The organism is Streptomyces katrae, assembly GCF_002028425.1.
Lineage (GTDB): Bacteria > Actinomycetota > Actinomycetes > Streptomycetales > Streptomycetaceae > Streptomyces > Streptomyces katrae_A.
The window spans coordinates 4,748,052-4,773,908 of the sequence record NZ_CP020042.1; the positions used below are offsets into that span (position 1 = coordinate 4,748,052).

At 72.9% G+C, this 25,857-nt stretch carries 27 protein-coding genes and 1 riboswitch; of the genes, 20 read left to right on the forward strand and 7 right to left on the reverse strand.

Going from position 1 to position 25,857, the window contains the following annotated elements:
* Nucleotides 1-73: 73 nt before the first annotated feature.
* Nucleotides 74-823, reverse strand: coding sequence for an RDD family protein (locus B4U46_RS21775; RefSeq protein ID WP_079429376.1), 750 nt, complete (start codon nt 821-823; stop codon nt 74-76).
* 252 nt (nt 824-1,075) lie between these two features.
* Here B4U46_RS21775 and B4U46_RS21780 point away from each other — a divergent pair, with 252 nt between their 5' ends.
* The 6 genes from B4U46_RS21780 to B4U46_RS21805 all read left to right on the forward strand — a co-directional run bounded on the left by B4U46_RS21780 (nt 1,076) and on the right by B4U46_RS21805 (nt 7,385).
* On the forward strand, nt 1,076-1,936 hold the full coding sequence (locus B4U46_RS21780) for a bifunctional methylenetetrahydrofolate dehydrogenase/methenyltetrahydrofolate cyclohydrolase (RefSeq protein ID WP_079429377.1): 861 nt from the start codon (nt 1,076-1,078) through the stop codon (nt 1,934-1,936).
* Nucleotides 1,926-2,477, forward strand: coding sequence for a DUF3017 domain-containing protein (locus tag B4U46_RS21785; protein ID WP_079429378.1), 552 nt, complete (start codon nt 1,926-1,928; stop codon nt 2,475-2,477). The genes B4U46_RS21780 and B4U46_RS21785 overlap by 11 nt, the downstream gene beginning before the upstream one ends.
* A 316-nt stretch (nt 2,478-2,793) precedes the next feature.
* The gene (locus B4U46_RS21790; RefSeq protein ID WP_079429379.1) at nt 2,794-3,783 is read left to right on the forward strand and encodes a malate dehydrogenase; all 990 of its coding nucleotides are present in this window, start codon (nt 2,794-2,796) and stop codon (nt 3,781-3,783) included.
* Nucleotides 3,784-3,919: 136 nt separating this feature from the next.
* A complete protein-coding gene (locus B4U46_RS21795) occupies nt 3,920-5,734 on the forward strand; it encodes a hypothetical protein (protein WP_079429380.1) in 1,815 nt (604 codons plus the stop codon).
* A complete protein-coding gene (locus B4U46_RS21800; RefSeq protein WP_079429381.1) occupies nt 5,724-6,095 on the forward strand; it encodes a hypothetical protein in 372 nt (123 codons plus the stop codon). Before B4U46_RS21795 ends, B4U46_RS21800 begins: the two co-directional genes overlap by 11 nt.
* A 3-nt stretch (nt 6,096-6,098) precedes the next feature.
* The gene (locus B4U46_RS21805; RefSeq protein WP_079429382.1) at nt 6,099-7,385 is read left to right on the forward strand and encodes a hypothetical protein; all 1,287 of its coding nucleotides are present in this window, start codon (nt 6,099-6,101) and stop codon (nt 7,383-7,385) included.
* A 35-nt stretch (nt 7,386-7,420) separates the two neighbouring features.
* On the opposite strand, the gene B4U46_RS21810 is transcribed toward B4U46_RS21805, so the two are convergent.
* Nucleotides 7,421-7,924: a carboxymuconolactone decarboxylase family protein gene (locus B4U46_RS21810; RefSeq protein WP_079429383.1), complete on the reverse strand. Its 504-nt coding sequence runs from the start codon at nt 7,922-7,924 to the stop codon at nt 7,421-7,423.
* A gap of 46 nt (nt 7,925-7,970) precedes the next feature.
* Here B4U46_RS21810 and B4U46_RS21815 point away from each other — a divergent pair, with 46 nt between their 5' ends.
* On the forward strand, nt 7,971-9,386 hold the full coding sequence (locus B4U46_RS21815; protein WP_079429384.1) for a PLP-dependent aminotransferase family protein: 1,416 nt from the start codon (nt 7,971-7,973) through the stop codon (nt 9,384-9,386).
* On the opposite strand, the gene B4U46_RS21820 is transcribed toward B4U46_RS21815, so the two are convergent.
* Entirely contained in the window at nt 9,367-9,792 is a 426-nt protein-coding gene (locus tag B4U46_RS21820) for an ATP-binding protein (RefSeq protein ID WP_079429385.1), read from the reverse strand. The two genes, B4U46_RS21815 and B4U46_RS21820, sit on opposite strands and share 20 nt — an antisense overlap.
* 108 nt (nt 9,793-9,900) lie before the next feature.
* On the opposite strand from B4U46_RS21820, the gene B4U46_RS21825 reads away from it, so the two are divergent.
* Genes B4U46_RS21825 through B4U46_RS21835 form a run of 3 tightly spaced genes read left to right on the forward strand, consistent with a single transcriptional unit; the run spans nt 9,901 to nt 11,107 of the window.
* Nucleotides 9,901-10,728, forward strand: coding sequence for a helix-turn-helix domain-containing protein (locus B4U46_RS21825; protein WP_079429386.1), 828 nt, complete (start codon nt 9,901-9,903; stop codon nt 10,726-10,728).
* On the forward strand, nt 10,725-10,916 hold the full coding sequence (locus tag B4U46_RS21830) for a DUF397 domain-containing protein (protein WP_079429387.1): 192 nt from the start codon (nt 10,725-10,727) through the stop codon (nt 10,914-10,916). Before B4U46_RS21825 ends, B4U46_RS21830 begins: the two co-directional genes overlap by 4 nt.
* A complete protein-coding gene (locus B4U46_RS21835; RefSeq protein WP_079429388.1) occupies nt 10,913-11,107 on the forward strand; it encodes a DUF397 domain-containing protein in 195 nt (64 codons plus the stop codon). Before B4U46_RS21830 ends, B4U46_RS21835 begins: the two co-directional genes overlap by 4 nt.
* On the opposite strand, the gene B4U46_RS21840 is transcribed toward B4U46_RS21835, so the two are convergent.
* Nucleotides 11,094-11,921 carry a hypothetical protein gene (locus B4U46_RS21840; RefSeq protein WP_079431910.1) on the reverse strand — a complete coding sequence of 276 codons (828 nt, stop codon included), beginning with the start codon at nt 11,919-11,921 and terminating at the stop codon, nt 11,094-11,096. The two genes, B4U46_RS21835 and B4U46_RS21840, sit on opposite strands and share 14 nt — an antisense overlap.
* Nucleotides 11,922-12,021: 100 nt before the next feature.
* On the opposite strand from B4U46_RS21840, the gene B4U46_RS21845 reads away from it, so the two are divergent.
* On the forward strand, nt 12,022-12,321 hold the full coding sequence (locus B4U46_RS21845) for a hypothetical protein (protein WP_079429389.1): 300 nt from the start codon (nt 12,022-12,024) through the stop codon (nt 12,319-12,321).
* 6 nt (nt 12,322-12,327) lie between these two features.
* Nucleotides 12,328-13,518 (forward strand): glutathionylspermidine synthase family protein, encoded by a 1,191-nt coding sequence (locus tag B4U46_RS21850; RefSeq protein ID WP_079429390.1) that lies wholly within the window; start codon nt 12,328-12,330, stop codon nt 13,516-13,518.
* A 39-nt stretch (nt 13,519-13,557) separates the two neighbouring features.
* Here B4U46_RS21850 and rocD read toward each other — a convergent pair whose 3' ends face one another.
* Nucleotides 13,558-14,766 carry an ornithine--oxo-acid transaminase gene (gene rocD / locus B4U46_RS21855; protein WP_079429391.1) on the reverse strand — a complete coding sequence of 403 codons (1,209 nt, stop codon included), beginning with the start codon at nt 14,764-14,766 and terminating at the stop codon, nt 13,558-13,560.
* A gap of 116 nt (nt 14,767-14,882) precedes the next feature.
* Nucleotides 14,883-14,973, forward strand: a riboswitch (ZMP/ZTP riboswitch).
* A gap of 35 nt (nt 14,974-15,008) precedes the next feature.
* Between rocD and glyA the strand changes: the two genes are divergently transcribed.
* From glyA to B4U46_RS21875, 4 genes are all read left to right on the forward strand, one after another.
* Entirely contained in the window at nt 15,009-16,277 is a 1,269-nt protein-coding gene (glyA, locus tag B4U46_RS21860) for a serine hydroxymethyltransferase (protein ID WP_079429392.1), read from the forward strand.
* A gap of 209 nt (nt 16,278-16,486) precedes the next feature.
* Nucleotides 16,487-17,500, forward strand: a complete 1,014-nt coding sequence (gene trpS, locus B4U46_RS21865) for a tryptophan--tRNA ligase (protein WP_079429393.1) — start codon at nt 16,487-16,489, stop codon at nt 17,498-17,500.
* A gap of 124 nt (nt 17,501-17,624) precedes the next feature.
* Nucleotides 17,625-18,212, forward strand: a complete 588-nt coding sequence (locus tag B4U46_RS21870) for a 2'-5' RNA ligase family protein (protein WP_079429394.1) — start codon at nt 17,625-17,627, stop codon at nt 18,210-18,212.
* A 170-nt stretch (nt 18,213-18,382) separates the two neighbouring features.
* Nucleotides 18,383-19,270 (forward strand): YihY/virulence factor BrkB family protein, encoded by an 888-nt coding sequence (locus B4U46_RS21875; RefSeq protein ID WP_079429395.1) that lies wholly within the window; start codon nt 18,383-18,385, stop codon nt 19,268-19,270.
* Here B4U46_RS21875 and B4U46_RS21880 read toward each other — a convergent pair.
* Nucleotides 19,267-20,511, reverse strand: a complete 1,245-nt coding sequence (locus B4U46_RS21880; RefSeq protein ID WP_237293059.1) for a D-alanyl-D-alanine carboxypeptidase family protein — start codon at nt 20,509-20,511, stop codon at nt 19,267-19,269. The genes B4U46_RS21875 and B4U46_RS21880 overlap by 4 nt on opposite strands.
* 121 nt (nt 20,512-20,632) lie before the next feature.
* Between B4U46_RS21880 and B4U46_RS21885 the strand changes: the two genes are divergently transcribed.
* The 3 genes from B4U46_RS21885 to B4U46_RS21895 all read left to right on the forward strand — a co-directional run bounded on the left by B4U46_RS21885 (nt 20,633) and on the right by B4U46_RS21895 (nt 23,959).
* Complete coding sequence (locus B4U46_RS21885; RefSeq protein ID WP_079429397.1) at nt 20,633-20,875, forward strand: SCO4848 family membrane protein; 243 nt, start codon at nt 20,633-20,635, stop codon at nt 20,873-20,875.
* A complete protein-coding gene (locus tag B4U46_RS21890; RefSeq protein ID WP_079429398.1) occupies nt 20,872-22,275 on the forward strand; it encodes a metallophosphoesterase in 1,404 nt (467 codons plus the stop codon). Before B4U46_RS21885 ends, B4U46_RS21890 begins: the two co-directional genes overlap by 4 nt.
* A 124-nt stretch (nt 22,276-22,399) precedes the next feature.
* Entirely contained in the window at nt 22,400-23,959 is a 1,560-nt protein-coding gene (locus B4U46_RS21895) for an ABC transporter substrate-binding protein (protein ID WP_079431911.1), read from the forward strand.
* Here B4U46_RS21895 and B4U46_RS21900 read toward each other — a convergent pair.
* Nucleotides 23,946-24,482: a MarR family winged helix-turn-helix transcriptional regulator gene (locus B4U46_RS21900; protein ID WP_079429399.1), complete on the reverse strand. Its 537-nt coding sequence runs from the start codon at nt 24,480-24,482 to the stop codon at nt 23,946-23,948. The two genes, B4U46_RS21895 and B4U46_RS21900, sit on opposite strands and share 14 nt — an antisense overlap.
* 109 nt (nt 24,483-24,591) lie before the next feature.
* Between B4U46_RS21900 and B4U46_RS21905 the strand changes: the two genes are divergently transcribed.
* Nucleotides 24,592-25,827, forward strand: a complete 1,236-nt coding sequence (locus B4U46_RS21905) for an MFS transporter (protein WP_167747601.1) — start codon at nt 24,592-24,594, stop codon at nt 25,825-25,827.
* Nucleotides 25,828-25,857: the final 30 nt, after the last annotated feature.

Consider the following 25,857-nt stretch of genomic DNA (forward strand, 5'->3'; position numbering starts at 1 on the left):
GGATACGGCGAAGGCCGCCACCCGCACCAGCGGGTGGCGGCCTTCGCCGTGAACGGTGTCTGCTGCCTGTCGCTTACTTCTTGACGACGATCGTGCCCGCGGCACGGTCGTGCCAGCCCTGGAGCTTGCCCGAGTTGTCGAAGAAGGGGGAGAGGTAGACCAGGAGCTGGCCGATGCCGCAGAGGAAAGAGCCGACCATCGGGATGATCCAGCGGATGAAGCCGCCGCCGATGCCCGGGACCTGACCCGTGTTCTCCTTGACGACCTTCAGGCCGAGGGCCATCTTGCCGACGGTGGCGCCCACGAACGCGATCATCAGCCATTCGTAGAGCAGGGTGGCGAGACCGAGGATGAGCAGACCGCCGAAGAAGGCCGCGAAGATGCCGCCGGCGGCCTCGCCGGCCTGGGTCGACGCCTCGTGGAGGCAGGTGCTGTACTCCGGGGACGTCGGGTCGATGCCCGTGCAGTCCTTGATGTCGCTGGCCGCGCCGAAGGCGCCCGCGAACACCACGGAGCTCAGGATGAAGTACAGGACACCGATGATCAGGCCGTCGATCACGCGGGCGCCGAAGCGGCGGCCCATCGTGGCGACCTGCACGGTGCCGAGGCCCGCGACGTTGATGTAGCCGTTGTTGGCCTGGAGCGTGCCGGGCGCCTGGGGAGGAACGCCGTACGGCTGCTGCGGCGGCTGCTGCGGGTAGCCGTAGCCGGGCTGGCCCTGCGGCGGGACGCCCTGCGGGGCCTGCTGCGGGTAGCCGTAGCCGGGCTGGCCCTGCGGCGGCTGCTGCTGCCCGTAGGGGTTGTTCGGGTCGCCGAAGCTCATCTGGGTCTTTCCTCCGTGAAGTGCGGGGACGCACGGCACGCTGGAGGACACTTGCTTCTGCGGTACGCCCCCCGGCACTGCCCGCGGCACTCATTGCGATCGTCTTGCTGTCCGTCATCGTGGTGGGACCGCAGTGGCCTTGTCCAGTTGGTTGCAAAGCCGGGCCAGACTTGTTGTGCAAGTGCAATGAAGAGCACGTTCCGGCCTCCGCCCGAGTGGAAGCCGGGCCGCCCCATCCGGAAGGATGCCCTCATGAGCGCCCAGATTCTCGACGGCAAGGCCACCGCGGCCGCGATCAAATCCGAACTGACCGCCCGGGTGGCGGCGCTGAAGGAGCGGGGCGTCACCCCCGGCCTCGGCACCCTGCTCGTCGGCGACGACCCGGGCAGCCGTTGGTACGTCAACGGCAAGCACAAGGACTGCGCGGAGGTCGGCATCACCTCCATCCGCCGCGAACTGCCCGGCACGGCCTCCCAGGAGGAGATCGAGGCGGTCGTGCGCGAGCTGAACGACGACCCGGCGTGCACCGGCTACATCGTCCAACTGCCGCTCCCCAAGGGCATCGACACCAACCGCGTGCTGGAGCTGATGGATCCGGCCAAGGACGCCGACGGGCTGCACCCGACCTCGCTCGGCCGCCTGGTGCTCGGCGTGCAGGGCCCGCTGCCCTGCACCCCGTACGGGATCGTCGAACTCCTGCGCCACCACGGCGTCGAGATCAACGGCGCGCACGTGGTCGTCCTGGGCCGCGGCATCACCGTGGGGCGCTCCATCGGGCTGCTGCTCACCCGCAAGTCCGAGAACGCCACGGTGACCCTGTGCCATACCGGTACCCGCGACCTCGCCGGGCTGCTGCGCCAGGCGGACATCGTCGTGGCGGCGGCGGGCGTCCCGCACCTGGTGAAGCCGGAGGACGTCAAGCCGGGCGCGGCCGTCCTCGACGTCGGCGTCAGCCGCGACGAGAACGGCAAGATCGTCGGGGACGTCCACCCGGGCGTGGCCGAGGTGGCGGGCTGGATCTCCCCGAACCCGGGCGGTGTCGGGCCGATGACCCGGGCGCAGCTGCTGGTGAACGTGGTCGAGGCGGCGGAGCGGGCCGGCAGTGCGGGCTGAGCACGACGCGAACGGGACCGGGGAGGCCGGAGGGACCGGCACGGCCGGCCCGGCCGACGGGACCGGCGGGACGGGCCGGCCCGGTGCCCGCGCCGCGGGGGGCACGGACCGGGCCGCCGTCGGCGCGGCGGCCGGTGCCCCCGCCCGGGCGGTGGCGAAGTCCCGGCGGTTCCCCGCCGTCACCCAGGACACCGCCCGCCCCGAGGGCGCCGGCCGCGCCATCCCCGGTGCCGTGTCCACGCCCGCCCGCCAGTGGCCGATGCTCAGCGTCCTCGCCGCCACCGCCGTCGGGCTGCTGACCACGGCGATGGGGCACCCGCGCGTCGGCTGCCTCGTCATCGGCGTCGCCCTGATCGGGGCCGCGGTGCTGCGGCGCGCCCTGCCCTCGGTGGGGATGCTCGCGGTGCGCTCCCGGTTCACCGACATGGTCACGTACGGGGTGCTGGGCGTGGCGATCACGCTGCTGGCGCTGGTGATGGAGCCGAAGCCGGTGCTGCACCTGCCGTTCCTGGAGACCGCGGTCCGCTTCACCGTCCGCTGACGGGACGTCCGCCGCGCCCGCCGGGGAGCCGTGCGGCGCGGCGCGGCGTCCCCGGGCCCTCGAAGGGGCCTGGGGAAGGCGGTTCCCCCGGCTGGAGTACAGGTCGTGGGTGGGCTCGTACCTTCGAACCCTGGGGTCATGTGCCGTGGACCACAGGGTCCGGGGGGTTGGGGACCCCTCGGGTCGGATAGCCTGACGGGCGGATGTCTCTTCACGTCAAGATTCGCAGGACAGGGAAGTGGCGTCCTCCCCAGTACTTGGGAACCAGCACACGGGGCGGGGACGCCCCACCGCCAGCTGTCTAACGGAGAAGGCCATGACCCGCACTCCCGTGAATGTCACCGTGACCGGCGCAGCCGGCCAGATCGGTTACGCCCTGCTCTTCCGCATCGCGTCCGGCCACCTGCTCGGCGCGGACGTGCCGGTCAAGCTCCGCCTCCTGGAGATCCCGCAGGGCATGAAGGCCGCCGAGGGCACCGCCATGGAGCTCGACGACTGCGCCTTCCCGCTGCTCAAGGGCATCGACATCTTCGACGACCCGAACCAGGGCTTCGACGGCGCCAACGTCGCCCTCCTCGTGGGCGCCCGCCCGCGCACCAAGGGCATGGAGCGCGGTGACCTGCTCTCCGCCAACGGCGGCATCTTCAAGCCGCAGGGCGCCGCGATCAACGCGCACGCCGCGGACGACATCAAGGTCCTGGTCGTGGGCAACCCGGCCAACACCAACGCGCTCATCGCGCAGGCCGCCGCCCCGGACGTACCGGCCGAGCGCTTCACCGCGATGACCCGCCTGGACCACAACCGCGCCGTCTCGCAGCTCGCTCAGCGCACGGGTGCCGACCTCACCGAGATCAAGCGCCTCACCATCTGGGGCAACCACTCGGCGACCCAGTACCCGGACATCTTCCACGCGGAGATCGCCGGCAAGAACGCCGCCGAGGTCGTCAACGACGAGCAGTGGCTGGCCGAGACCTTCATCCCGACCGTCGCCAAGCGCGGCGCCGCGATCATCGAGGCCCGTGGCGCGTCCTCGGCCGCCTCCGCCGCCAACGCCGCCATCGACCACGTCCACACGTGGGTCAACGGCACCGCGGCCGGCGACTGGACCTCCATGGGCATCCCCTCGGACGGCTCCTACGGCGTCCCGGAGGGCCTGATCTCCTCCTTCCCCGTCACCTGCAAGGACGGCAAGTACGAGATCGTCCAGGGCCTGGACATCAACGAGTTCTCCCGCAAGCGCATCGACGCTTCCGTGGCGGAGCTCGTCGAGGAGCGCGACGCGGTCCGCGGGCTCGGCCTGATCTGATCCACCCGCGCTGATCAGGCGGTTCACCCCTTCGCCTGATCACCGCGAACACCCTTGCGCCCCGGTCAAACCTGGCCGGGGCGCTTTGGCGTGAATTGGCCTATCGGTTCATGTAGGGGGCAAATAAGGTCGCCCGGTGACCGACCACCTGATTCCCCCTCAGTCCGGCGGCAGCACCCCGGTGGACCCGCGCAACGGCCGCCCACCGGTCCACCCCTCCACAAGCGAGGCCGGCCGCCTCCTGTGCGCGGGGACCTACCTCGACGGCACGTTCCGCGACCGGGTGATCGACGAGCTGTACGTCCACGAGGAGCGGATCGCCGCCCCCTCGTACGGTTTCGACGCCACCCGGGTCCTGGCCCACGCGCTCCGCGCCCGGCGCGTCGAGCTCGCCTGGTCGGCCGGGATCATCGGCGCCTGGCTCGTGGGGATCCCGCTGACCAGCGGGCTGATCTCCCTGCTGCTCGGCCCCTTCCTGCTGCTGGGCTTCGCCAACTGGCTCCGCGACCGGCCGGACCCCTGGATGCGCTTCCTGTCGGTGTTCCCCCGGGTCCTCGGCTGGCTGGTGCTGCTCGGCACCCTCTTCCTGTTCTGGATGGCCTGGACCGACGGCGGCGAGCTGGGCCGGTCCCTGAGGTACGCGTTCGGCGGCTGGATGCAGGAGGGCGGGTCCGGCGGCGGCACCGGATTCGGGGGCTCCGGCGGTGCGGGCGGGTTCGACGACTTCGGCGGATCGGGCGGGCTCGGCGCCGGCCGCGGTTCGAGCGGCGTCGGCGACTCCTCGCCCCTCTTCCTGTGGCTGACCCTCCTCGTGTTCGCGGGCATCGCCACCCTGATCGCGCTCCGGCGCGTGTACGTCTCCCGCATCATCTCCAGGGAGCTGGACCAGCGCGCCTACGCCGGCCGGACGGGCGATCCCGTCACACAGAACCCGCGCTTCGGCCGGGTCCGCGACCGGATCCTGGACGAGCAGCACGCCCCGTTGATCATGTACAACACCACCAGCCCTTTCCTGGGGGCGGGCGAGGGGTACCGGGCCTGGCAGCTGTCCGTCGAACTGCGCCCCCGCGAGGACCTGGGGGCCGGCCGCGAGCCGCAGCCCGTCACCAACGCCGAGATCGTGCGGCGCATCGTGCCGCTGCTCCACGCCCTGCGCGTGCCGTCCCTGCACGGCTCGCTCCAGGCACAGGCGGACGTACGGGACCGGCTGCGCGAGCTGGTCGTCGACGAGTGCGTGTTCCTGCCGGTCGCCGGGCTGCCGCACCGCGACAGGGCCCGCTCGGCGCGCGAGCAGTACCCGGGCCACCGCCAGGGCTCCGTGGAGGAGGGCGGCGAGCTGCGCAGGCACTTCCTGCGCATCCGGGTCGGCGGCTGGGACGAGAACCTCGTCGTCAGCGTGTTCGTACGGGTCCACACGCAGGGCGGCATGATGATGCTGGAGGTGGCCCCGCACGTGCTGCTGCCCGTGCGCACCCTCTTCCAGAACGCCGACGCGGACGCGCGGCGCTACCTGAGCAAGGCCTGGTACGGGAAGGCGATCGAGGCCCTTGCCGAGACCCCCGGTTCCTTCTGGCGCTCCTCCTCCAGCCTCCTGCGGGCCCTCGTGACCTGGTGGCAGGTCGTCACCGGCCGCCACGACGGCCTCCTTCCGGAAGGGCCGCGGCTGTCGGCGCGGGAGATCGGCGCGGACGAGGACGGCTCGCTGTTCCAGCTGATGGACCTCGACCGGTACCTGAAGACCATTCAGGACCGGGTGGTCCACGGGGTCACCGTCGCCCTGCACGAAGCGGGGTGGCACACCGAGGAGTTCGCGCAGCGCGCGGTCCACGTGGCGGAGGGCGCCACCTTCATCCAGTCGGTGAGCAACAGCGCGTTCAGCGTCGGCGGCACCGGCCACCACAACACCGCCGGGAGCGGTACGAGCGGCAAGGGGAGCAGCGGTGGGAAGTAACGGCGACGAGAGCCCGGTCCACATCGGCAACGTGAGCAACGCCGCCTTCAGCATCGGCGGCAGCAACAACACCAACACCGTCCACAACGGCGCCCCGGAGGACCGGCCGCCCAGCCGCGAGGAACTGCTGAGGGCCGTACGCGCACTGCGCGTCGAACTCGTGCAGATGCCGCGCAGCAGCGGGCGCGGGGAGCTGGACGCGGAACTGGAGGACGCGGCCGCCGACCTGGAACAGCCGGGGGAGATCCGGCCCGGGGTGGCCGCGCGGCTGCGCGGAGCGCTGGAACGGTGGGCCCCGCTGGTGGAGACGGTGAGCGCGGCCACGGCACTGGCCGGGCTGCTGGCCTCGCTGGGGGGCTGAGCGGTGTCCTCGCCCGACGACACCTGGTGGAACCCGCGCACGCAGCGCTGGGAACCGGGCCCGGAGCCGGAACGCCCGGGTGCTCCGGACCCCGCGGCCGCTCCGGAGCACCCCGGCCGGCCGGAGTACTCCCGCCCGCCCGTCCCGCCGGCCCCGCCCACGGCCCCGCCGGATCCCGCCCGGCCGGAGCCGGCGGCCGGCCCGGAGCGCCCGGCCGGCCCGGAGCACTCCCGCCCGCCCGTGCCGCCGGCCCCGCCCACGGCCCCGCCGGGCGCCGCCCGGCCGGAGCCGCACGCCCCGGCGCAGCCGCCCGAGCGGCCGCAGCGGGCGGGCGGCGAGGAGGCGGGCGGCCCCGCGCGTCCGGGGTGGCCGGCCGACTACGGACGTCCCGCGCAGCCCGGCGCCCCGGCGGGCTCCGAGGACGTCACCCAGGTCGCCGGGGCCGGGCCCGGCCCCGCCCCCGAGTGGTACGAGCAGCCCGCCCAGCAGGGGTGGAACACCCGCCCCGCCTCCGGGGCGGGCCTCCCGCCGCTGCCGCCGCAGCCCGCCCCCGGGTACCAGACGGCGTGGCCTCCGCTTCCGCCCGTGCCCGAGCCCCCGCATCAGGAGGCCGGGCAGGCCGGGAAGTGGCGGGCCCCGCTGCTGGTCGGGGTGGTCGCGGCCGTCGTCGGCGGAGCCTCCGTCGCGGCGTGGATGCTGCTCGGCGGCAAGGACGACCCCGCCGCCGACGCCCGCCCTCCGGCCCCTTCGGCATCCGCCTCCGCCACCCCGGCGCCCGGCACGCCCTCCACGGGCGCCCCGTCAACCGCCGGGCCCACCCCCAGCGGCTCCCCGAGCCCTTCGGCGCCCCCCGGGTTCACGGTGGTGCGCAGCGGGGACGGCTTCTCGGTCGCCGTCCCCGCCGGTTGGGGGCCCAGCCACGACGAACAGGGCAACGGGGCCTTCTACCGGCCGTCGGGCGGCGACCGCAGCGCGCTGCTCCAGATCTTCCGGATCAGCGAGCCCGCCTCCACCGGCTCCTGCGACCTGCTGCGGATGTCCTCCCAGCGGCTCGGCGACAACACCCCCGCCTACCGGCAGGTGTCCGTTGAACCCGTCGCCGTTTCCGACTGCGAGCTGGTGTACGAGTACGACAGCGTGGAGTCCCACGGCCGCCGCCGGGGCATGGAGCGGATCGTCACCACCCCGGACGGCAACCGGTGGGCGCTGCTGGCGGCCGGTCCGGCCGGCGACGCCACGAGGACCCGCGCGAACCTGACGGCGGCCGCGGACTCCTTCCGGCCGGACTGACCGCCCGGCCGGCCGGCGGGAGGGCGGGCGGGCGGTCAGTGCTTGACCGACGCCGGGGTGTAGTGCCCGGGGACCATCCGGGTGGTGACGGCGATCCGGTTCCACACGTTGATCATGGTGATGGCCATGATCAGCTGCGCCAGCTCGGCCTCCTCGAAGTGCTTGGAGGCCTTCTCGTACACCTCGTCCGGGACGAAACCGTCCGTCAGCACGGTGACGGCCTCGGTCAGCTCGATCGCCGCCACCTCCTTCTCCGTGTAGAAGTGGCGCGACTCCTCCCAGGCGCTGAGCTGGATGATCCGCTCGACGCTCTCGCCCGCCGCGAGGGCGTCCTTGGTGTGCATGTCCAGGCAGAACGCGCAGTGGTTGATCTGCGAGGCGCGGATCTTGACCAGCTCGACGAGGGCCGGGTCCAGGCCCTTCTTCGAGGCGATCTCCAGGGCGACGGCCGCCTTGTACGCCTCCGGGGCGAGCTTGAACAGCTCCATGCGGGGGGTGTGCTCGGCGGCCAGTTCCGTGGTCTTCGTTTCGTTGCTCATGGGCCCACCGTACGTATCGGACGGCCCGCCTATATGGTCCATATCCATGACGGATTCGTGGGCCACTTACGGCGCCGACCTGCATCTGGACCTCTCCTCGGTGGCGGCGGGGGAACGCGGCCTGCGGGCCGCGCTCACCGAGTCGCTGCGGGAGGCCGCCCGCAGCGGGCGGCTGGCGCCGGGCACCCGGCTGCCCTCCTCCCGCACCTTCGCCGCCGACCTGGGCATCGCCCGCAACACCGTCGCGGAGGCCTACGCCGAGCTCGTCGCCGAGGGCTGGCTGACGGCCCGCCAGGGCTCCGGCACCCGTGTGGCCGAACGGGCCAGGCCCCGCCGCGCCCCGGTCCCGCCCCGGGTGCGCCGGCCCGCGCGCCGCGGTCCCGCGTACAGCCTGGTGCCCGGCTCGCCCGACGTGGGCGCCTTCCCGCGCGCCGCCTGGCTGGCGGCGGCCCGGCGGGCCCTGACCGACGCCCCGAACGAGGCCTTCGGCTACGGCACCGACACGCGCGGCCGGATCGAGCTGCGCGAGGCGCTCGCCGGGTACCTGGCGCGGGCGCGCGGGGTCTACGCAGACCCGGACCGCATCGTGCTGTGCGCCGGCTTCGTCCATGCCGCGCGGCTGCTCGGACAGGTGCTGCGGGGGCGCCGGGTACGGGAGATGGCCGTCGAGGGCTACAGCCTCGACCTGCACCGCAACCTGTTCACCGGCGCCGGGCTGCGTACCCGCCCGCTGTGGGTGGACGAGGCCGGGGCCCGCACCACGGACCTGCCCGGACTCGGCCCCCGTCTCGGCGCGGTCCTGCTGACCCCGGCGCACCAGTTCCCCACCGGGGCGGCCCTGACCCCCGAGCGGCGGGCGGCGGCGGTGGACTGGGCGCGGACCACGGGCGGACTGGTCCTGGAGGACGACTACGACGGGGAGTTCCGCTACGACCGCCAGCCGGTCGGCGCGCTCCAGGGCCTTGACCCCGACCGGGTGGTCTACCTGGGCACCGCAAGCAAGTCCCTCGCCCCGGGCCTGCGGATGGGCTGGATGGTCGTCCCGCCGGACCTGCTGGACGAGGTGATGGCGGCGAAGGGGCCGGCCGAGTGGACGTCGAGCGCGCTGGACCAGCTGACCCTGGCGGAGTTCGTCACCTCCGGGGCGTACGACCGGCACGTACGGGCGATGCGGCTGCGCTACCGGCGCCGACGCGACGAGCTGGTCGCCGCGGTGGGCGGGCAGGTGCCCGTCTCCGGGATCGCGGCGGGACTGCACGCGGTGCTGGACCTTCCGGCCGGCACGGAGCGCTCGATCGTCCAGGCCGCGGCCTGGCAGGGCCTGGCGGTGGAGGGCCTGGAACGGTACCGGCACCCGGAGACGGAGATGCCGGCGCGGGAGGCGCTGGTGGTCGGCTACGGAACCCCGGTGGACAGCGCCTGGACCCCGACCCTGCAAGCCCTCACGGCCGCGCTCCCGTAGCGGGCCGCCGCCGCGGGACGACCTCGGCCCAGACGGTCTTGCCGACCACCCGCCCGGTGACGCCCCAGGCGTCGGAGAGCTCGTCCACGATCCGCAGCCCGTAGCCGTGGCCGTCCCCGGCGGGGCGGAGGTCGGGCTGCCGTCCCGCGTGCGCGTCGGACACCTCCACCCGCAGCACCCCGTCCAGCCGCCGCAGCCCGAGCTCGAAGTCCCGCCCCGGCACGGAGCCGTGGGTCACGGCGTTGGCCGCCAGCTCCGCGACCACCTGCGCCACCCGGTCGGACTCGTCCCCGCCGAGCGGGAAGTCCCACCGGCACAGTTCGAGCACCGCCAGATGCCGGGCGAGGCGTGCGCCCCGCCGGGTGCTGCTGAACCGCTGGCGCCATTCGTTTCGGTCGTCGGCCATGCCGCCGCTCCTCTCCGTAGTCGTGCAACTACCGGGCAGGTTCAGCGTGGTCCTTCGCAGGGAAGCAATCAACGTGTCAGGGGAGGACAGGAAGTTGGTGGGAGCCCTGTGAACATCAAGGAACTGAACCCGGAGAGTTCGCCGCAGGCCGCCTTCGGTGCCCGCTTGCGCACCTTGCGGGTGACGCGCGGCTGGCGGCAGGACGAGCTGGGCGAGCGCATGGGGTATTCGAGCACCCACGTCTCGGGTGTGGAAACTGGTCGCAAAGTGCCGACTTTGCCGTTCGCGCGTAGTGCGGACAGGGCGCTGGGGACCGGGGACGTGTTCGAGCGCGAGTGGCGGGAGATGCGGCAAGGCAGCCTGCTGGAGGGCTTCCCGGAATTCGTGGGGTACGAGGGGCGGGCGGCGGAGATCCGGCTGTACGAGGTCGGTGTGGTCCCGGGGCTGTTGCAGACACGGGAGTACGCGACGGTGCTCGCCGAATCCGCCGTCAGGCGTGGGGCGATCACGCCGGAACAGGCCGCCGAACGGATCGCCCTGGTGGCGGACCGTCAGGCCTCCCTCGTGCGGCGCTTGGCGCCCCTGATCTTCGTGGTGCTCGACGAGAGCTGCCTGCGCAGGCCCATCGGCGGTCCCGTCGTCATGGACGCGCAGTTGGCGCACCTCGTCGAGTTCGCGGAGCTGCCGAACACCGTGCTCCAGGTGGCACCGTTCGACATGGGGGAGCGGCGACCGTTCGACCTGCCGGTGACCGTACTCACCCAGCCCGATCGCACGCTCATGTCGTATGCCGAGTCCGCCCAACGGGGCTACCTTGAAAGGGAAAGCACTGCGGTTCTGCCGATCTTGACGGCCTATCATCAACTCCAGGCAGAGGCGCTGTCCCAGGCGGCTTCCGTGGCCATGATCAGCACGTTGCGAAAGGGCACCCCGTGACGACCTCGACCGAAACCCCCCGTTGGTTCACGTCCTCGTACAGCAACAACGGCGGCCAGTGCGTGGAAGTCGCCACCAACCTGCCCGGTGTCGTCCCGGTCCGGGACTCCAAGACCCCCGGCGGCCCGGTGCTGAACTTCCGGGCGGCGGCGTTCGCGGCGTTCGTCGCGGGTATCAAGGCCCCATGACGAACTCCCCCGACGCACCGCGCTGGTTCACGTCCTCCCACAGCAGCAACGGCGGCGACTGCGTCGAGGTCGCCACCAACCTCCCCGGCACCGTCCCCGTCCGGGACTCCAAGGCGGGCGACGGCGGACCCGTGCTGACCTTCTCCGCGCCCGCCTTCGCCGCCTTCCTGGGAGCCGTCAGGACTCCCTAGGCTCCCCGAAGCGCGACAGCGCCAACGCTCCGGCCACCGCCACCGCGAAACCCGTCACGGCCAGCCAGGCCAGGCCCTCGCGGGGGCGGTCGCCGAGCCACGCCACGCCCACCGCCGCCGGCCCGACCGTCTCGCCGAGCACCAGCCCGGCCGTCGCCGCCGTCACCGAGCCCCGCTCCAACGCGGAGGTCAGCAGCAGGAAGGCCGCCGCCCCGCCCAGCAGCAACGCGTACAGCGCCGGGTTGCGCAGCTCCCGCAGGGACAGCGTGTCGATGAGGCGGACGGCCACCTCCACCACCCCGAAGCCCGTCCCCGCAGCCAGGCCGAGGACCAGCGCGCGCGAGCCCTCCGGCAGCCGCCCGGACACCGCCCCCACCAGCAGCACCAGCCCCGCCACCCCCAGCAGCCCCAGCTTCAGCGCGAGCGTCCCGGCCCCGTGCCCCTCCTCACCCGACGCCAGGCCCAGCATCAGCAGCCCCGCGCACACCACGGCCACCGCGCCCCACTCCAGCCGCGACAGCCGCACCCCCAGCAGCCGCGCCGCGACCACCGCCGTCACCGCCAGGCTCGCCGCCAGCGCGGCCCCCACCGCGTAGATCGGGACGTTCCGCAGGGCGATGATCTGGAGCACGAAGCCCACCGCGTCCAGCCCCAGCCCCGCCACGTACCGCCACTGCCGCACCGCCCGCAGGAACAGGGCGGCGTCCACCCCCGAGCCCGCCGCCCCCTCCGGCCGGGCCGCCGCCCGGGCCGCCATCGCCTGGAGGACCGAGGCCGTACCGAAACACACCGCCGCGCCCAGCGCGCAAACCATTCCGATCAGCACGAAAGCCGACTCTAGGGCCGCCGCCGTGACAAGGGTGTGACGACGGCCGGATTCCATCCCCGCGTCCGGCCGATCTAAGGTGCTCGCCATGGACACCAGCGACACCACCCGACGACGCATGCGCTCCGGCGCGGTCGCCCTCGGCGGCATGGGCCTGCTCGCCGCCACCCTCGTGGCCTGCGCCGGCGGCGACGAGCCCGACAAGCGCTGCGCGTCCCGCTCCACGCTGGAACACCTCAACATGAAGGACTGCAAGAGCGGCGGCCGCGGCTCGTACTACTACGGCGGCACCGTCAGCAACGGCAAGGTGACCGGCGGCAGCTTCGAGAAGTCGGCCGTCACCCGCGGCGGCATCGGCGGCAGCCACTCCAGCTCCTCCGGCGGCTGAGGCCCTGTGGAGCGCCACACCATCGAACCCCGCCCCGACTGGCAGAAGACCGTCGAGGAGCAGGGCCTGATCTACCCCCTCACCCGCTTCCCCGACGACTCCCTGCGCCCCTACTGGGACGAGAGCGCGTACTACTCCTTCTCCCTCCCCGAGGTGGAGGCGCTGGAGAACGTGGTCGAGGAACTGCACGCCATGTGCCTGGCGGCGGCCGCCCACATCGTGGAGCACGACCGCTTCGCCGACCTCGGCATCACCGACCCGAAGGTCGCGGCGCTCATCGCCGAGTCCTGGCGCAGGCGCGCCGAGCAGCCCTCCCTCTACGGCCGCTTCGACCTGCGCTACGACGGCTCCGGCAGCCCCGCCAAGCTGCTGGAGTACAACGCCGACACCCCCACCTCCCTGGTGGAGGCGGCGAGCCCGCAGTGGTTCTGGATGGAGGAGCGCTTCCCCGGCGCCGACCAGTGGAACTCCCTGCACGAGCGGCTGGTCGACGCCTGGCGCCGGCAGGCCGAACTCCTGCCGCCCGGCCCGCTGCACTTCGCGCACTCCGAGACCGACGAGCTCGGCGAGGACCTGATGACGGTCGCCTACCTCCAGGAGACCGCCGAGCAGGCCGGGATCGAGACCCACGCCCTGTCCGTGGAGACCATCGGCTGGGACGGCCTCTCGAACCGGTTCGTGGACGACCGGCTCCGCTTCATCCGGGCCTGCTTCAAGCTCTACCCGTGGGAGTGGCTGGTCGAGGACGAGTTCGGCCCGCACGTCCTGGGCACCTACGACCACGGCGGCGGCACCGGCACCACCGCCTGGATCGAGCCCCTGTGGAAGATGCTGCTGGCCAACAAGGCGCTGCTGGCGATCCTCTGGGAGCTCTTCCCCGAGCACCCGAACCTGCTGCCCGCCTACCTCGACGGCCCGCGCGAGCTGGCCGGGTCCGGCGGCTACGCCGCCAAGCCCCTGCTGGGCCGGGAGGGCGCCGGGGTCAGCCTGCACGAGCCGGGCGGCGAGCCGTTCGTACCGGCCGAGGGGGAGACGTACGTCTTCCAGGCGCTGGCCCCGCTGCCCGACTTCGACGGGAACCGCGTGGTCCTCGGCGCGTGGGTGGTCGAGGAGGAGGCGGCCGGACTCGGCATCCGCGAGTCCGCGGGCCCGGTCACGGACGAGTACGCCCGCTTCCTGCCCCACGTCATCCTCTGATCCTCCCGGGGGTGCCCGGCAGGGCACCCCCGCCCCTCGTCAGCCGGCGGCGAGGACCGCGCGCAGCTGCTCCAGACCCCAGTCCAGGTCCTCCTTGGAGATCACCAGCGGCGGCGCGATCCGGATCGTCGACCCGTGCGTGTCCTTCACCAGGACCCCGCGCCCCATCAGCTTCTCGGAGACCTCCCGGCCCGTGCCGCGCGCCGGGTCGATGTCGACGCCCGCCCACAGCCCGCGCCCGCGCACGGCGGTCACCGCGCCGCCTCCGGCCAGCAGGTTCAGCTCCCGGTGCAGGTGGTCGCCGAGTTCCGTGGCGCGCTGCTGGTACTCGCCGGTGCGCAGCATCGCGATCACCTCCAGGGCGACGGCGCAGGCGAGCGGGTTCCCGCCGAAGGTGGAGCCGTGCTCCCCGGGCCGGAACACGCCGAGCACGTCGCGGTCGGCGACCACGGCGGACACGGGCACGACACCGCCGCCGAGCGCCTTCCCCAGCACGTACACGTCCGGGACGACGTCCTCGTGCTCGCACGCGAAGGTCCTGCCCGTGCGGCCGAGACCCGACTGGATCTCGTCCGCCATGAACAGCACGTTCCGCTCGCGCGTCAGCTCCCGTACGCCGGCCAGGTATCCGGGCGGCGGGACCAGGACGCCCGCCTCGCCCTGGATCGGCTCCAGCAGCACGGCGACGGTGTTGGCGGTGACGGCGCGGGAGAGCGCGGTGAGGTCCCCGTACGGGACGATCTCGAAGCCCGGCGTGTAGGGGCCGAAGTGGTCGCGGGCGTCGTGGTCGGTGGAGAAGCTGACGATGGTCGTCGTCCGGCCGTGGAAGTTGTCGGCCGCGACGACGATCTTGGCCTGGCCGTCCGGGACTCCCTTGACCTCGTACCCCCACTTGCGGGCCGTCTTGACCGCCGTCTCCACGGCCTCCGCGCCCGTGTTCATGGGCAGCACCATCTCCTTGCCGCACAGGGCGGCGAGTTCGGTGCAGAACTCGGCGAAGCGGTCGTGGTGGAAGGCCCGGGAGGTGAGGGTGACCCGCTCCAGCTGGGCCTTGGCCGCGTCGATCAGGCGCCGGTTGCCGTGGCCGAAGTTGAGCGCCGAGTACCCGGCGAGCATGTCGAGGTAGCGCCGCCCCTCCACGTCGGTCATCCACGCGCCCTCCGCCGAGGCCACGACGACCGGGAGGGGATGGTAGTTGTGCGCGCTGTGTTCGTCGGCGGAGCGGATGGCATCAGCTGTTCTCGACACGGGGTCTCCGATCGTCCGTCTGCTGGTGACGCGGGTGACATGGGTGGCGTCCTTTGTATCGTCGCTCGGATCGTGGACGCGGAAACCTCCCGGGTGCTTCGCCCGCTAAGGTGCTCGGTACGCACGGCGACTGGCGTACGGGGAACCAACTCCGGGGGAGTCGTGCGCGCACTACCGCACACAGGGCCGCTCGCCTGGGCCTCGCGGGGACGAGACACGACATCGACCCCGGAGGAGCCGCGATGACCGCGCACCGCCAGCCCGCCCTGCTCGCCACCGACCCCGAACTCGCCTCGCTCGTCACCGCCGAGGAAACCCTCCAGGCGCAGACGCTGCGGCTGATCCCCAGCGAGAACTACGTCTCCGCGGCCGTCCTGGAGGCCTCCGGGACGGTCCTGCAGAACAAGTACAGCGAGGGCTACCCGGGCCGCCGCTACTACGAGGGCCAGCAGAACATCGACCGCGTCGAGGCGCTGGCGGTCGAGCGCGCCAAGGGCCTGTTCGGGGTGGAGCACGCCAACGTCCAGCCCTACTCCGGCTCCCCGGCCAACCTGGCCGTCTACCTGGCCTTCGCCCGGCCCGGCGACACGGTGATGGGCATGGCCCTGCCGATGGGCGGCCACCTGACGCACGGCTGGGGCGTCTCGGCGACGGGCTCCTGGTTCCGCGGCGTCCAGTACGGCGTGCGGGCCGAGGACGGCCTGATCGACTACGACGCGGTGCGCGACCTCGCCCTGGCGGAGCGGCCGAAGATCCTGTTCTGCGGGGGCACGGCCCTGCCGCGCACGATCGACTTCGAGGCGTTCGCGTCGATCGCGAAGGAGGCGGGCTCGGTCCTGGTCGCGGACGTGGCCCACATCGCCGGCCTGATCGCGGGCGGCGCCCACCCCTCGCCGGTCCCCTACGCGGACGTGGTCTCCACGACCACCCACAAGACCCTGCGCGGGCCGCGGGGCGCCATGCTGATGTGCAAGGAGGAGCACGCGAAGGCCATCGACAAGGCGGTCTTCCCCGGCCTCCAGGGCGGTCCGCACAACCAGACGACGGCGGGCATCGCGGTGGCCCTGCACGAGGCGGCCCAGCCGGCCTTCACGTCCTACGCCCACGCGGTCGTGGCCAACGCGAAGGCGCTGGCCGCGGCGCTGCTGGAGCGGGGCTTCGACCTGGTCTCGGGCGGTACGGACAACCACCTGATCCTGATGGACCTCACCTCGCGGGGCGTGCCGGGGAAGGTGGCGGCGAAGGCGCTGGACCGGGCCGGGATCGTGGTCAACTACAACACGGTGCCGTTCGACCCGCGCAAGCCGTTCGACCCGTCGGGGATCCGGATCGGTACGCCGTCGCTGACGTCGCGCGGCCTGTCGGCGGACCACATGCCGGCGGTCGCCGACTGGATCTCCCGTGCGGTGGACGCGGCCGCGAAGGGTGACGAGCCGGCCCTGGCGAAGATCCGGTCCGAGGTCGCCGACCTCCTGGCCGCGTTCCCGGCCCCGGGCCTCCCGGTGGCGTAGTTCTCCCCGCCCCGCCCTTTCTCCGTTTCCGCCTCAATCGCCGGCGGGGCTGTAAACAGCCCCGCCGGCGATTGAGGCGCTGGGGGTACCCCCAGCGGTAGCTGGGGGAGGGTCTGGGGGCGCGAAGCCCCCAGGGGGTCCGGGGCTTGCCCCGGAGAACGGGTGAAGGGCGGGGCGGGGAGCGGGCCGGTACCTGAGAGAATGGCGGCATGGCTTCTGACCGTCCCCGCGCGCTCTCCGGCATCCAGCCCACCTCCGGCTCGTTCCACCTCGGGAACTACCTCGGAGCGATCCGCCAGTACGTCGCCCTCCAGGAGACGCACGACGCGTTCTACATGGTCGTCGACCTGCACGCGATCACCATGCCGCAGGACCCCAAGGACCTCCGCGCGAACACCCGCCTCTCCGCCGCGCAGCTCCTCGCCGCCGGTCTGGACCCCGAGCGCTGCACGCTCTTCATCCAGAGCCACGTCCCGGAGCACGCGCAGCTCGCCTGGGTCATGAACTGCATCACCGGCTTCGGCGAGGCCAGCCGGATGACCCAGTTCAAGGACAAGTCCGCCAAGGGCGGGGTCAACAGCGCCAGCGTCGGCCTGTTCACGTACCCGATCCTCCAGGTCGCCGACATCCTCCTCTACCAGGCGAACGCCGTCCCCGTCGGCGAGGACCAGCGCCAGCACGTGGAGCTGACCCGCGACCTCGCCGAGCGGTTCAACCACCGCTACGGCCAGACCTTCACCCTGCCCGCCGCGCACATCGTCAAGGAGGTCGCGAAGATCTACGACCTCCAGGACCCCTCGATCAAGATGTCTAAGTCCGCGTCCTCCCCCAAGGGCCTGATCAGCCTCCTCGACGAGCCCAAGGCCACCGAGAAGAAGATCAAGAGCGCGGTCACCGACACCGAGGCCGAGATCCGCTTCGACGCCGAGAAGAAGCCCGGCGTCAGCAACCTGCTCACGATCTACTCCACCCTCACGGGCGAGTCGATCCCCGCCCTGGAGGCCGCGTACGAGGGCAAGGGCTACGGCGCGCTGAAGACCGACCTGGCCGGCGTGATGGTCGACTTCGTCACACCCTTCAAGCAGCGCACCCAGGAGTTCCTGGACGACCCGGAGACCCTGGACGCCGTGCTGGCCAAGGGCGCGGAGAAGGCCCGGGCGGTCGCCGCGGAGACCCTGGCGCAGGCCTACGACCGCATCGGGTTCGTCCCCGCCAAGCACTGACGGACCGGAGCCCCTGGCGGCCGAGGGGGTGCTGGCGCCACACTGAGGCGGCAGCACCCGATGCGAGCACATCGACCCGACCACTCGATGTGACCACACACCACACACGCGCGGAGGAGATCACGTGGGGACCGTAACGCTCGGCGTTTCGATCGCGGTCCCGGAGCCGTACGGCAGCCAGCTCCAGCAGCTGCGCGCCGGCTTCGGGGACGCCGCCGCGCACGGCATCCCCACGCACGTGACCCTCGTGCCGCCCACCGAGGTGGAGGCCGGCCGGCTGGCGGCGATCCGCGCGCACCTCGCCGAGGTCGCCCGGTCCTTCCCCTCGTTCGCGATGCGGCTGGAGGGGACGGGAACCTTCCGGCCCCTCTCGCCGGTCGTCTTCGTCCGGCTCGCCGAGGGCGCCGAGGGCTGCACCAGCCTCCAGGGCCGCATCCGCGACCCCGAGGGCCCGCTCGACCGCGAGCTGGCCTTCCCGTACCACCCGCACGTCACGGTCGCCCACGGGATCTCCGAGGAGGCGATGGACCGGGCCTTCGCCGAGCTCGCCGACTACGCCGCCGGCTGGCAGTGCCAGGGCTTCGCCCTCTACGAGCAGGGCTCGGACGGGGTCTGGCGCAAACTGCGCGAGTACCCCTTCGGCACCGCCGCGACGGCCATCCCCGCACAGTCGGGCCCGGCCTCCGCCGACACCGCCATACGGCGGTCCTGACGCGAGGGCCGCGGGCCCCGGAACACGCGGAGGGCGTGGAACCGGAGCCTTCGCAGGACCAGGGCGCGGAACGGTCGGGACGACTGGGGACGAAAAGTCACAAACGACGACCGTAGTGCCCGAAAGCGGCAATCCCGGCTATTTCCGGCAGCTCATTTACGGTGGCCCCCATGGACTGGCTGAAGAAACTCCCGGTGATCGGGCCGATCGTGTCCGCCCTCATGCGGACCCACGCCTGGCGTTCCTACGAGCTCCTCGACCGCGTGCACTGGTCCCGGCTCGCCGCGGCGATCACCTTCATCAGCTTCCTCGCACTCTTCCCGCTGATCACCGTCGCGGCCGCCGTCGGCGCCGCGCTGCTCAGCCAGGAGCAGCTGAACCGGCTCCAGAAGAGCCTGGGGGAGCAGGTCCCCGGCATCTCCGACCAGCTCGACCTCCCCGGCCTCGTCGCCAACGCCGGCACGGTCGGCCTCGTCGCCGGCGCTCTCCTGCTGTTCACCGGCATCGGCTGGATCGCCTCGATGCGCGACTGCCTGCGCGCCGTGTGGGAGAAGGACGACGAGGACCAGGGCAACCCCTTCGTCCGCAAGGGCAAGGACGCCCTCGTCCTGCTCGGTCTCGGCGGAGCGGCCCTGGCCTCGGCCGCCGCTTCGATCATCGGGTCCACCGCGGTCGGCAAGTTCGCGGAGCTCCTCGGCATCCCGCGCGAGGGCGCCGGCGGGATGCTGCTGCGGGCCGCGGCCTTCCTCGTCGGCGTCCTCGCGGCCTTCCTGCTCCTGCTCTACCTGCTGAGCCTGCTGCCCGGCGTCGAGCCGCCGCGCGCCCGCCTCCTGCAGGCCGCGCTGATCGGCGCGGCCGGCTTCGAACTGCTGAAACTGCTGCTCAGCGGCTATATGCGCGAGGTCGCCGCCAAGAGCATGTACGGGGCCTTCGGCGTGCCCATCGCCCTCCTCCTGTGGATCAACTTCACGGCGAAGCTGCTCCTGTTCTGCTCCGCCTGGACCGCGGCCCGCGACCCGGAGGAGAAGGAGGCCGAAGGGGCCGCGTCCGGCTCCTAGGAGCCCTGGCCGCGGCGGCCGCGCGGCCAGCGGCGGTTGACCACGAAGGCTCCGCCCGCGACCACGGCCAGCGCTCCGCCCGCGATGGCGAGCGCGGTGCCGAGGCCGCCGCCGCCCGCCGGCGGGCCGTCGGCCACAGGGGTGTTCTCGTGGGACTTCGCGGGGGAGCCGTAGGGCTTGGTGTCCGCGTTCTTCGGCGGCACCAGCGCGCCGACCGGCTTGACCTTGCCGATCGCCGCGAAACCCCAGTCGAAGAGGTCGGCCGTCTCCTCGTAGACCGAGTTGAGCCCGCCGTGGTCCGGGTTCATCACCGTGACCAGCAGCTTCTTGTTCCCGCGCTGGGCCGCGCCGGTGAAGGTGGAGCCGGCCATGGTGGTGTTGCCGTTCTTCACCCCCGCGATGCCCTTGTACGGGCTGACGCCGCCGGCGCCGGTCATCAGCCGGTTGGTGTTCTGGATCTCGAAGTACTCGCGCGGCCGGCCCGCCTCCTGGCGGCCCGGGAACCTGGCCTCGGCGGTGCCGCAGTACTCGCGGAAGTCCTGCTTCTGGAGTCCGGAGCGGGCGATGAGGGTGAGGTCGTAGGCGCTGGAGACCTGTTCCGGGGCGTCGTAGCCGTCGGGCGAGACCACGTGCGTGTCCAGGGCCTGCAGTTCCTCGGCGTGCGCCTGCATGTCCTTGACGGTCTTGTCGACGCCGCCGTTCATGGCCGAAAGCACGTGCACGGCGTCGTTGCCGGAGCGCAGGAACACCCCGAGCCACAGGTCGTGGACGGTGTAGTCGTGGTCCTCCTTGACCCCGACCAGGCTGCTGCCCGGGCCGACGCCGTCCATGTCCTGGTCGGTGACGTGGTGCACCTGGTCCTTGGGCAGGGTGGGCAGCACGGTGTCCGCGAAGAGCATCTTCAGGGTCGACGCCGGGGGCAGCCGCCAGTGGGCGTTGTGGGCCGCGAGGACCTCGCCCGTTTCGGCGTCGGCCACGATCCAGGACCGGCCGCTGAGGTTCGCGGGCAGTGCGGGAGCGCCGGGCAGGAGGTTCACCTGGGTGCCGGGCTGGCCGAGCCGGGGGCCGCCGACCGTGGACATCGAAGGCGGCGGTGCGGGCGCCGCCGGGGCCTGCTTCGGCCGTCCCTTCCCGTCCGCGGGCGGGACCGTCGCCGCATGCGCGGTCGAGGGCGGGACGAGCATCGCCGGAACGAGCAGTGCGGCGGAAAGGACCGTCAGCGCGGTCTTCTTGGCAGACACGCAGGTGAACGTACATCCCGATGAGCTGCCCGGCGCCGTGGACCGGCCAACCGGGGCGAACCGCCCCCGGTACGGCCCACCCCGCCGCGTCCGTCCTGGGGACGAATCCGATACTGGGGACATGAAACTCAGCCGCACCGCGTCCTGGTTCCTCGCAGCGTTCGGAGCTTGGTCCTGGGTGATCTGGTCCACGTTCGTCAAGAACCTCTTCAATGACGCCAGCGGTCTGGCTTTCGATGACGGTCGGCCCACTGCCTACTTCTGGGTCCACCTCCTGCTCGCGGTGACGTCCTTCCTCCTGGGGACGGCCGTCGGAGTGATCGGGTTGCGCAGCGTCCTCGCACTGCGACGCGAATCACGATGACCGTGTTTGTGGTGATTGTCGGGGTCGTCGCGGTCCTCGCGCTGCTGGGGATGGTCCATCGGTGGCTGTGGGTGCGGCTGGTCCGTGACACCACCCGCCCGGGCGGGCCCGCGCGGCGGGCCGGGACGGTCCTGGCGTTCGCGCTGCCGCTGCTGTCGCTGGCCGCCCTGCTCGCGGGCCGCGCCGGAGCCCCGTTCTGGTTCCAGCGGCTGGTGGCCTGGCCGGGCTTCATGTGGCTCGCGGTGCTGCTGTACCTGACGCTGGCGATGCTGGTGGCGGAACCCGTCCGCCGCGTATGGCTCCGCCGGACCGGCCGGAACGCCGCCGCCGCGGCGGGGCCGGACCCCGCCGGGGTGCCCGCCGGCCCGTCCGGCACCCCGGCGCCTGCGGCCGGGGCGCCTGCGGCCGCCCCGGTGCGCGAGCCCGCCCCCACGCACGAACCCGCCCCCCGCCCCGGCCCGGGCTCCGCGGCCCCGGCCGCGGCGGAGGCGCGGGCCGGGCAGCGGGCCGAGGCGCTGGCGGCCCCGGCCGGGGAAGGGGCCGGCGCCCCGGGGCCCGCTGCCGTCGCCGGCGGGGTCACCCGGCGGGTGTTCGTCGCGCGCACCCTCGGCGGGGCGGCCGTCGCCGCCGCCGGGGTGACCGTCGGGACCGGGACGTACGGGGTGCTGCGCGGGCCGCGCATCAAGCGGGTGCAGGTGCCCCTCGCCCGGCTGCCCCGCGCCGCCCACGGCTTCCGGATCGCCGTCGTCAGCGACGTCCACCTGGGCCCGGTCCTCGGCCGCGCCCACACCCAGCGCATCGTCGACACCGTCAACCGCACCCAGCCCGACCTCATCGCCGTCGTCGGGGACCTCGTCGACGGCAACGTCCACGACCTCGGCCCCGCCGCCGAACCCCTGCGCGCGCTGCGCTCCCGCCACGGCAGCTTCTTCGTCACCGGCAACCACGAGTACTTCTCCGGCGCCCAGCAGTGGGTCGACCACGTCCGCGAACTCGGCCTGACCCCGCTGGAGAACGCCCGCCGCGAGCTGCCCCACTTCGACCTCGCCGGCGTCAACGACGTGCAGGGGGAGAAGGAGGGCAACGGTCCCGACTTCCAGGCCGCCCTCGGCGACCGCGACCGCTCCCGCGCCTCCGTGCTCCTCGCCCACCAGCCGGTCGTCATCCACGACGCCGTCCGCCACGGCGTGGACCTCCAGCTCTCCGGCCACACCCACGGCGGCCAGCTCTGGCCGGGCAACTACCTCGCCGAGCTCGCCAACCCGACCGTCGCGGGCCTGGAGCGGTACGGGGACACCCAGCTGTACGTGTCCCGGGGCGCGGGCGCCTGGGGGCCGCCGGTCCGGGTCGGCGCGCCGTCCGACATCACGGTCGTAGAACTCGCCTCATACCACACCTGACGGCCGGCGACCGGGACAAAACGCCCCTTCCCGTGGCTGGATTTCCGTGATTGGCTGGCTGACGTTCGTCCGATAGTCGGATGAGCCGTTCGCATGACGGGGATTCAAGGGGCTGGGGATGGCGATGGGCTCTGTCCGCACGAAGGTCATCGCGGCCGGGCTGGTCCTCGCCGCCGCGGGCGGGGTGGCCGCCTGGCAGCTGCTGCCCATGGGCGGCGAGGGCCACGGCGCCATCCGCGTCGGGACCACCGACGCCGTCTCCGCCCTGGACCCGGCCGGGGCCTACGACGCCGGCTCCTGGGCCCTGTACAGCAACCTCTTCCAGTCGCTGCTGACGATGAAGCCCGGCTCCGACACCCCGGTCCCGGACGCCGCGTCCTCCTGTGCCTTCGTCGGGCAGAAGCTGACCACCTACCGGTGCGAGCTGCGCTCCGACCTCACCTTCGGCAGGGGCCGCCAGGTCACCGCCGAGGACGTGAAGTTCTCCTTCGACCGCATCAAGCAGATCAACTCCGACCAGGGCCCGGCCCCGCTGTTCAACACCCTGGAGTCGGTCAAGGCCGAGGGCCGCAGCGTCATCTTCAACCTGGCCGCCCCCGACGCCACCTTCCCCTTCAAGATCGCGACGGGCGCCGCCTCGATCGTGGACAAGGAGCAGTACCCGGCGAAGGGGCTGCGCGCGGACGGCAAGGCCGACGGCTCGGGCCCGTTCACCCTGACCGGCTACAAGGCCGGTTCGACCGCCCAGCTCAAGCCCAACCCGGCGTACAAGGGGCAGGCCAAGCCCGCCCAGACGGCCGTCACCGTCCGGTACTTCAAGGACTCGGCCCAGCTGGACCAGGCCTGGAAGGACCACCAGATCGAGGTCGCGCACCGCGACATGCCCCCGTCGGTGCTCGCGGGCCTCAACCCGGGTCTGAAGGACACCCGCTACCAGACCTCCGGCGGCACCGAGACCCGTCACATGGTCTTCAACGTCCGCCCCGGCTCCACGGTCCAGAAGCCGGCCGTCCGCCAGGCCATCGCCGCCGCGCTGGACCGGTCCAAGATCGCCGCTGATGTCTACAAGGGCACGGTCACCCCGCTGTACTCCCTGGTCCCGGCCGGGATCGCCGGGCACAGCACGCCGTTCTTCGACACCTACCCCTCGCCCAGCGGCGCGACCGCCCGCAAGCTCCTCACGGACGCGGGCGTCAGCGTGCCGGTCTCCCTCACCCTCGGGGTCAACACGCGCGGCGCGAACCTGGCCGAGGCCGAGGAGATCAAGCGGCAGCTGGAGTCCACCGGGCTGTTCCAGCTGAACGTCAAGCCGGTCGAGGCCTGGGCGGACTTCCAGAAGGCCTACGCGGCGGGCGAGTTCGACGCCTACACCATCGGCTGGATCGCCGACTTCCCGGACGCGGACAACTTCCTCGCCCCGCTGGTCGGCAAGGACTCCAGCATGAACAACGGCTTCTCGGACAAGACCGTCGAGGACCTCATCACCCGGACCCAGTCCTACCAGGACCGCGGTGAGGCCTCCAACGACTTCCACGAGCTCCAGCGGGTGGTCTCCCAGCAGATCCCGCTGCTGCCGATCTGGCAGAAGAAGGACTACGTCCTCTCCCGCGAGGCCGTCACCGGCCTTCAGTACCTCTCCGACGGCACGGGCGTGTGGCGCCTGTGGGAGCTCAACTGGCTGTAGCCGGGCCGAGGGTGTCCCCGTGGGCCACCAGGAGCGTGCGCAGGGCGGCGCCCAGCGCGTCGCACTGCGCGCGGTCCAACGGGGCGAGCAGGCCCGCGTAGTGCTCCAGGTGGTCCTCCATGACGGAGTCGGCCAGCGCGTGGCCCTTCTCCGTCAGGCGGATCCGCACCGAGCGGCGGTCGGCGCCGTCGCGGACCCGTTCCACCAGGCCCTTGGCCTCCAGGCGGTCGATCCGGTTGGTGATCGCGCCTGAGGTCACCATGGCCGCCGGCAGCAGGGCCCCGGCGGTCAGCGCGTAGGGCGGACCCGACCGGCGCAGGCTGAGCAGTACGTCGAGCTCTCCCACCTCCAGGCCGTGTCCGGCGGTGAAGGCCTTGAGGTACTTGTCGATGATCCGGTTCATGCGCTGGATCCGGGCCAGTACCTCGACGGGCCACAGGGCCTGCGCCAGGTCCGGGCGCTCCCTCTGCCACTGGTCGACGACCCCGGCCACCATGTCTCGTTCTTCTCCGGGCTGCTCCATGCCCCAATAATACCTCAACGTTAAGACACTTGACGTTGAAGGAGTCTCTCTGTTTTTATCTCAACGTTGAGATTGTCAAGGTTGAGACGTGAAGGGGAGTGGGTCATCCATGACGGTCACCGGCACCACCGAGAGCAGCAGGACGACGGGGAGTGCCACGGCGCCGGCCCCGGGCCCCGTCCCGGTCCTCTGGCTCGCCCTGCTCGCCACGCCCATCGCCGCCGGGGCCAACGCGCCCGTGCTGATCCTCCCGGACATGGCCCGCTCCCTCGGCGTGGCCGACGCCACCGCCGCCTGGCTGCTCACCGCCTTCGGCTGGGCCATGGCCGTCGGCACCCCCCTGACCGCCGGACTCCTGCGCCGCCGCGGCCTGGCGGCGGTGCTCCGGCTGGCCACCGTCCTCGTCCTGGCGGGCACCCTGCTCGTCGCCGTCTCCCCCTGGCTGCCGCTCACCCTCCTCGGCCGCTGCGCCCAGGCCGCCGGCGGCGCGGGATTCGTCGCGGCGGCGGTGAGCCTCGCCGGATCCGCCCGCCGGATGGGCGTGATCAGCGCCGGGTTCGGCATGCTCGGCGCCTCCGGACCCCTCCTCGGCCGGACCCTCGCGGACGGCGCCTCCTGGCGCCTCGCCCTCGCCGTCCAGGCGGTCTCCCTGCTGGCGGTGCCCGTGGTCCTGCGCCGCGCCGGACACGCCGCCCCCGCACCCGCGGGCCGCTTCGACGCCCGCGGCGCCGCCCTGCTGACCGCGTTCGCCACCGCCCTCGTCCTGCTGCCGACCCAGCCGCTCGCCGCCCTGGGCGCCGCCCTCGCCGTCGCCGTCCTGCTCGCCCTGCACGTGCGCCGCCGCCCCGACGGGTTCGTACCCGCCGCGCTGCTGCGCCGGCCCGTCTTCGTGATCTCGGCGCTGCTCGCGCTGGCCCTGTCGGCCTCCTACTTCACCCTGCTCTTCTCGGTGCCCCGGCTGCTCGCCGACCGCGCCGGATGGGACGCCGCCTCCGCCGGGGTCTGGCAGCTGGCCGCCCTGCTCGCCGGCTCCGCCCTGTCCTGGCTGCTCGCCGCCGCCTCCGCCCGGATGGGCCGCGCGGCCGTGCGCGGCGTGCTCGTCGCCGCCGGAGCCGCCGCCGCACTCACCGGGGTCCTCGCCTCCTCCGGTCCGCTGCTGGTCGTGGCCACCGGGGTCGGCGTCTTCACCGCCAGCGCCGCCAACGCCGTCCTGTCGACGCACGCCGTGGCCTCCGCCCCCGACGAGGCCCACCGGCCCAGCGCCATCGGCCTGTTCACCCTCTGCTACCAGCTCGGCGGCGCCTTCGGCCCGGCGGTCGCCACCCTCCTCGTCCTTGGCGCCTGAGCCCGGCGCCGGCCGCTCGGGCGGGAGGCG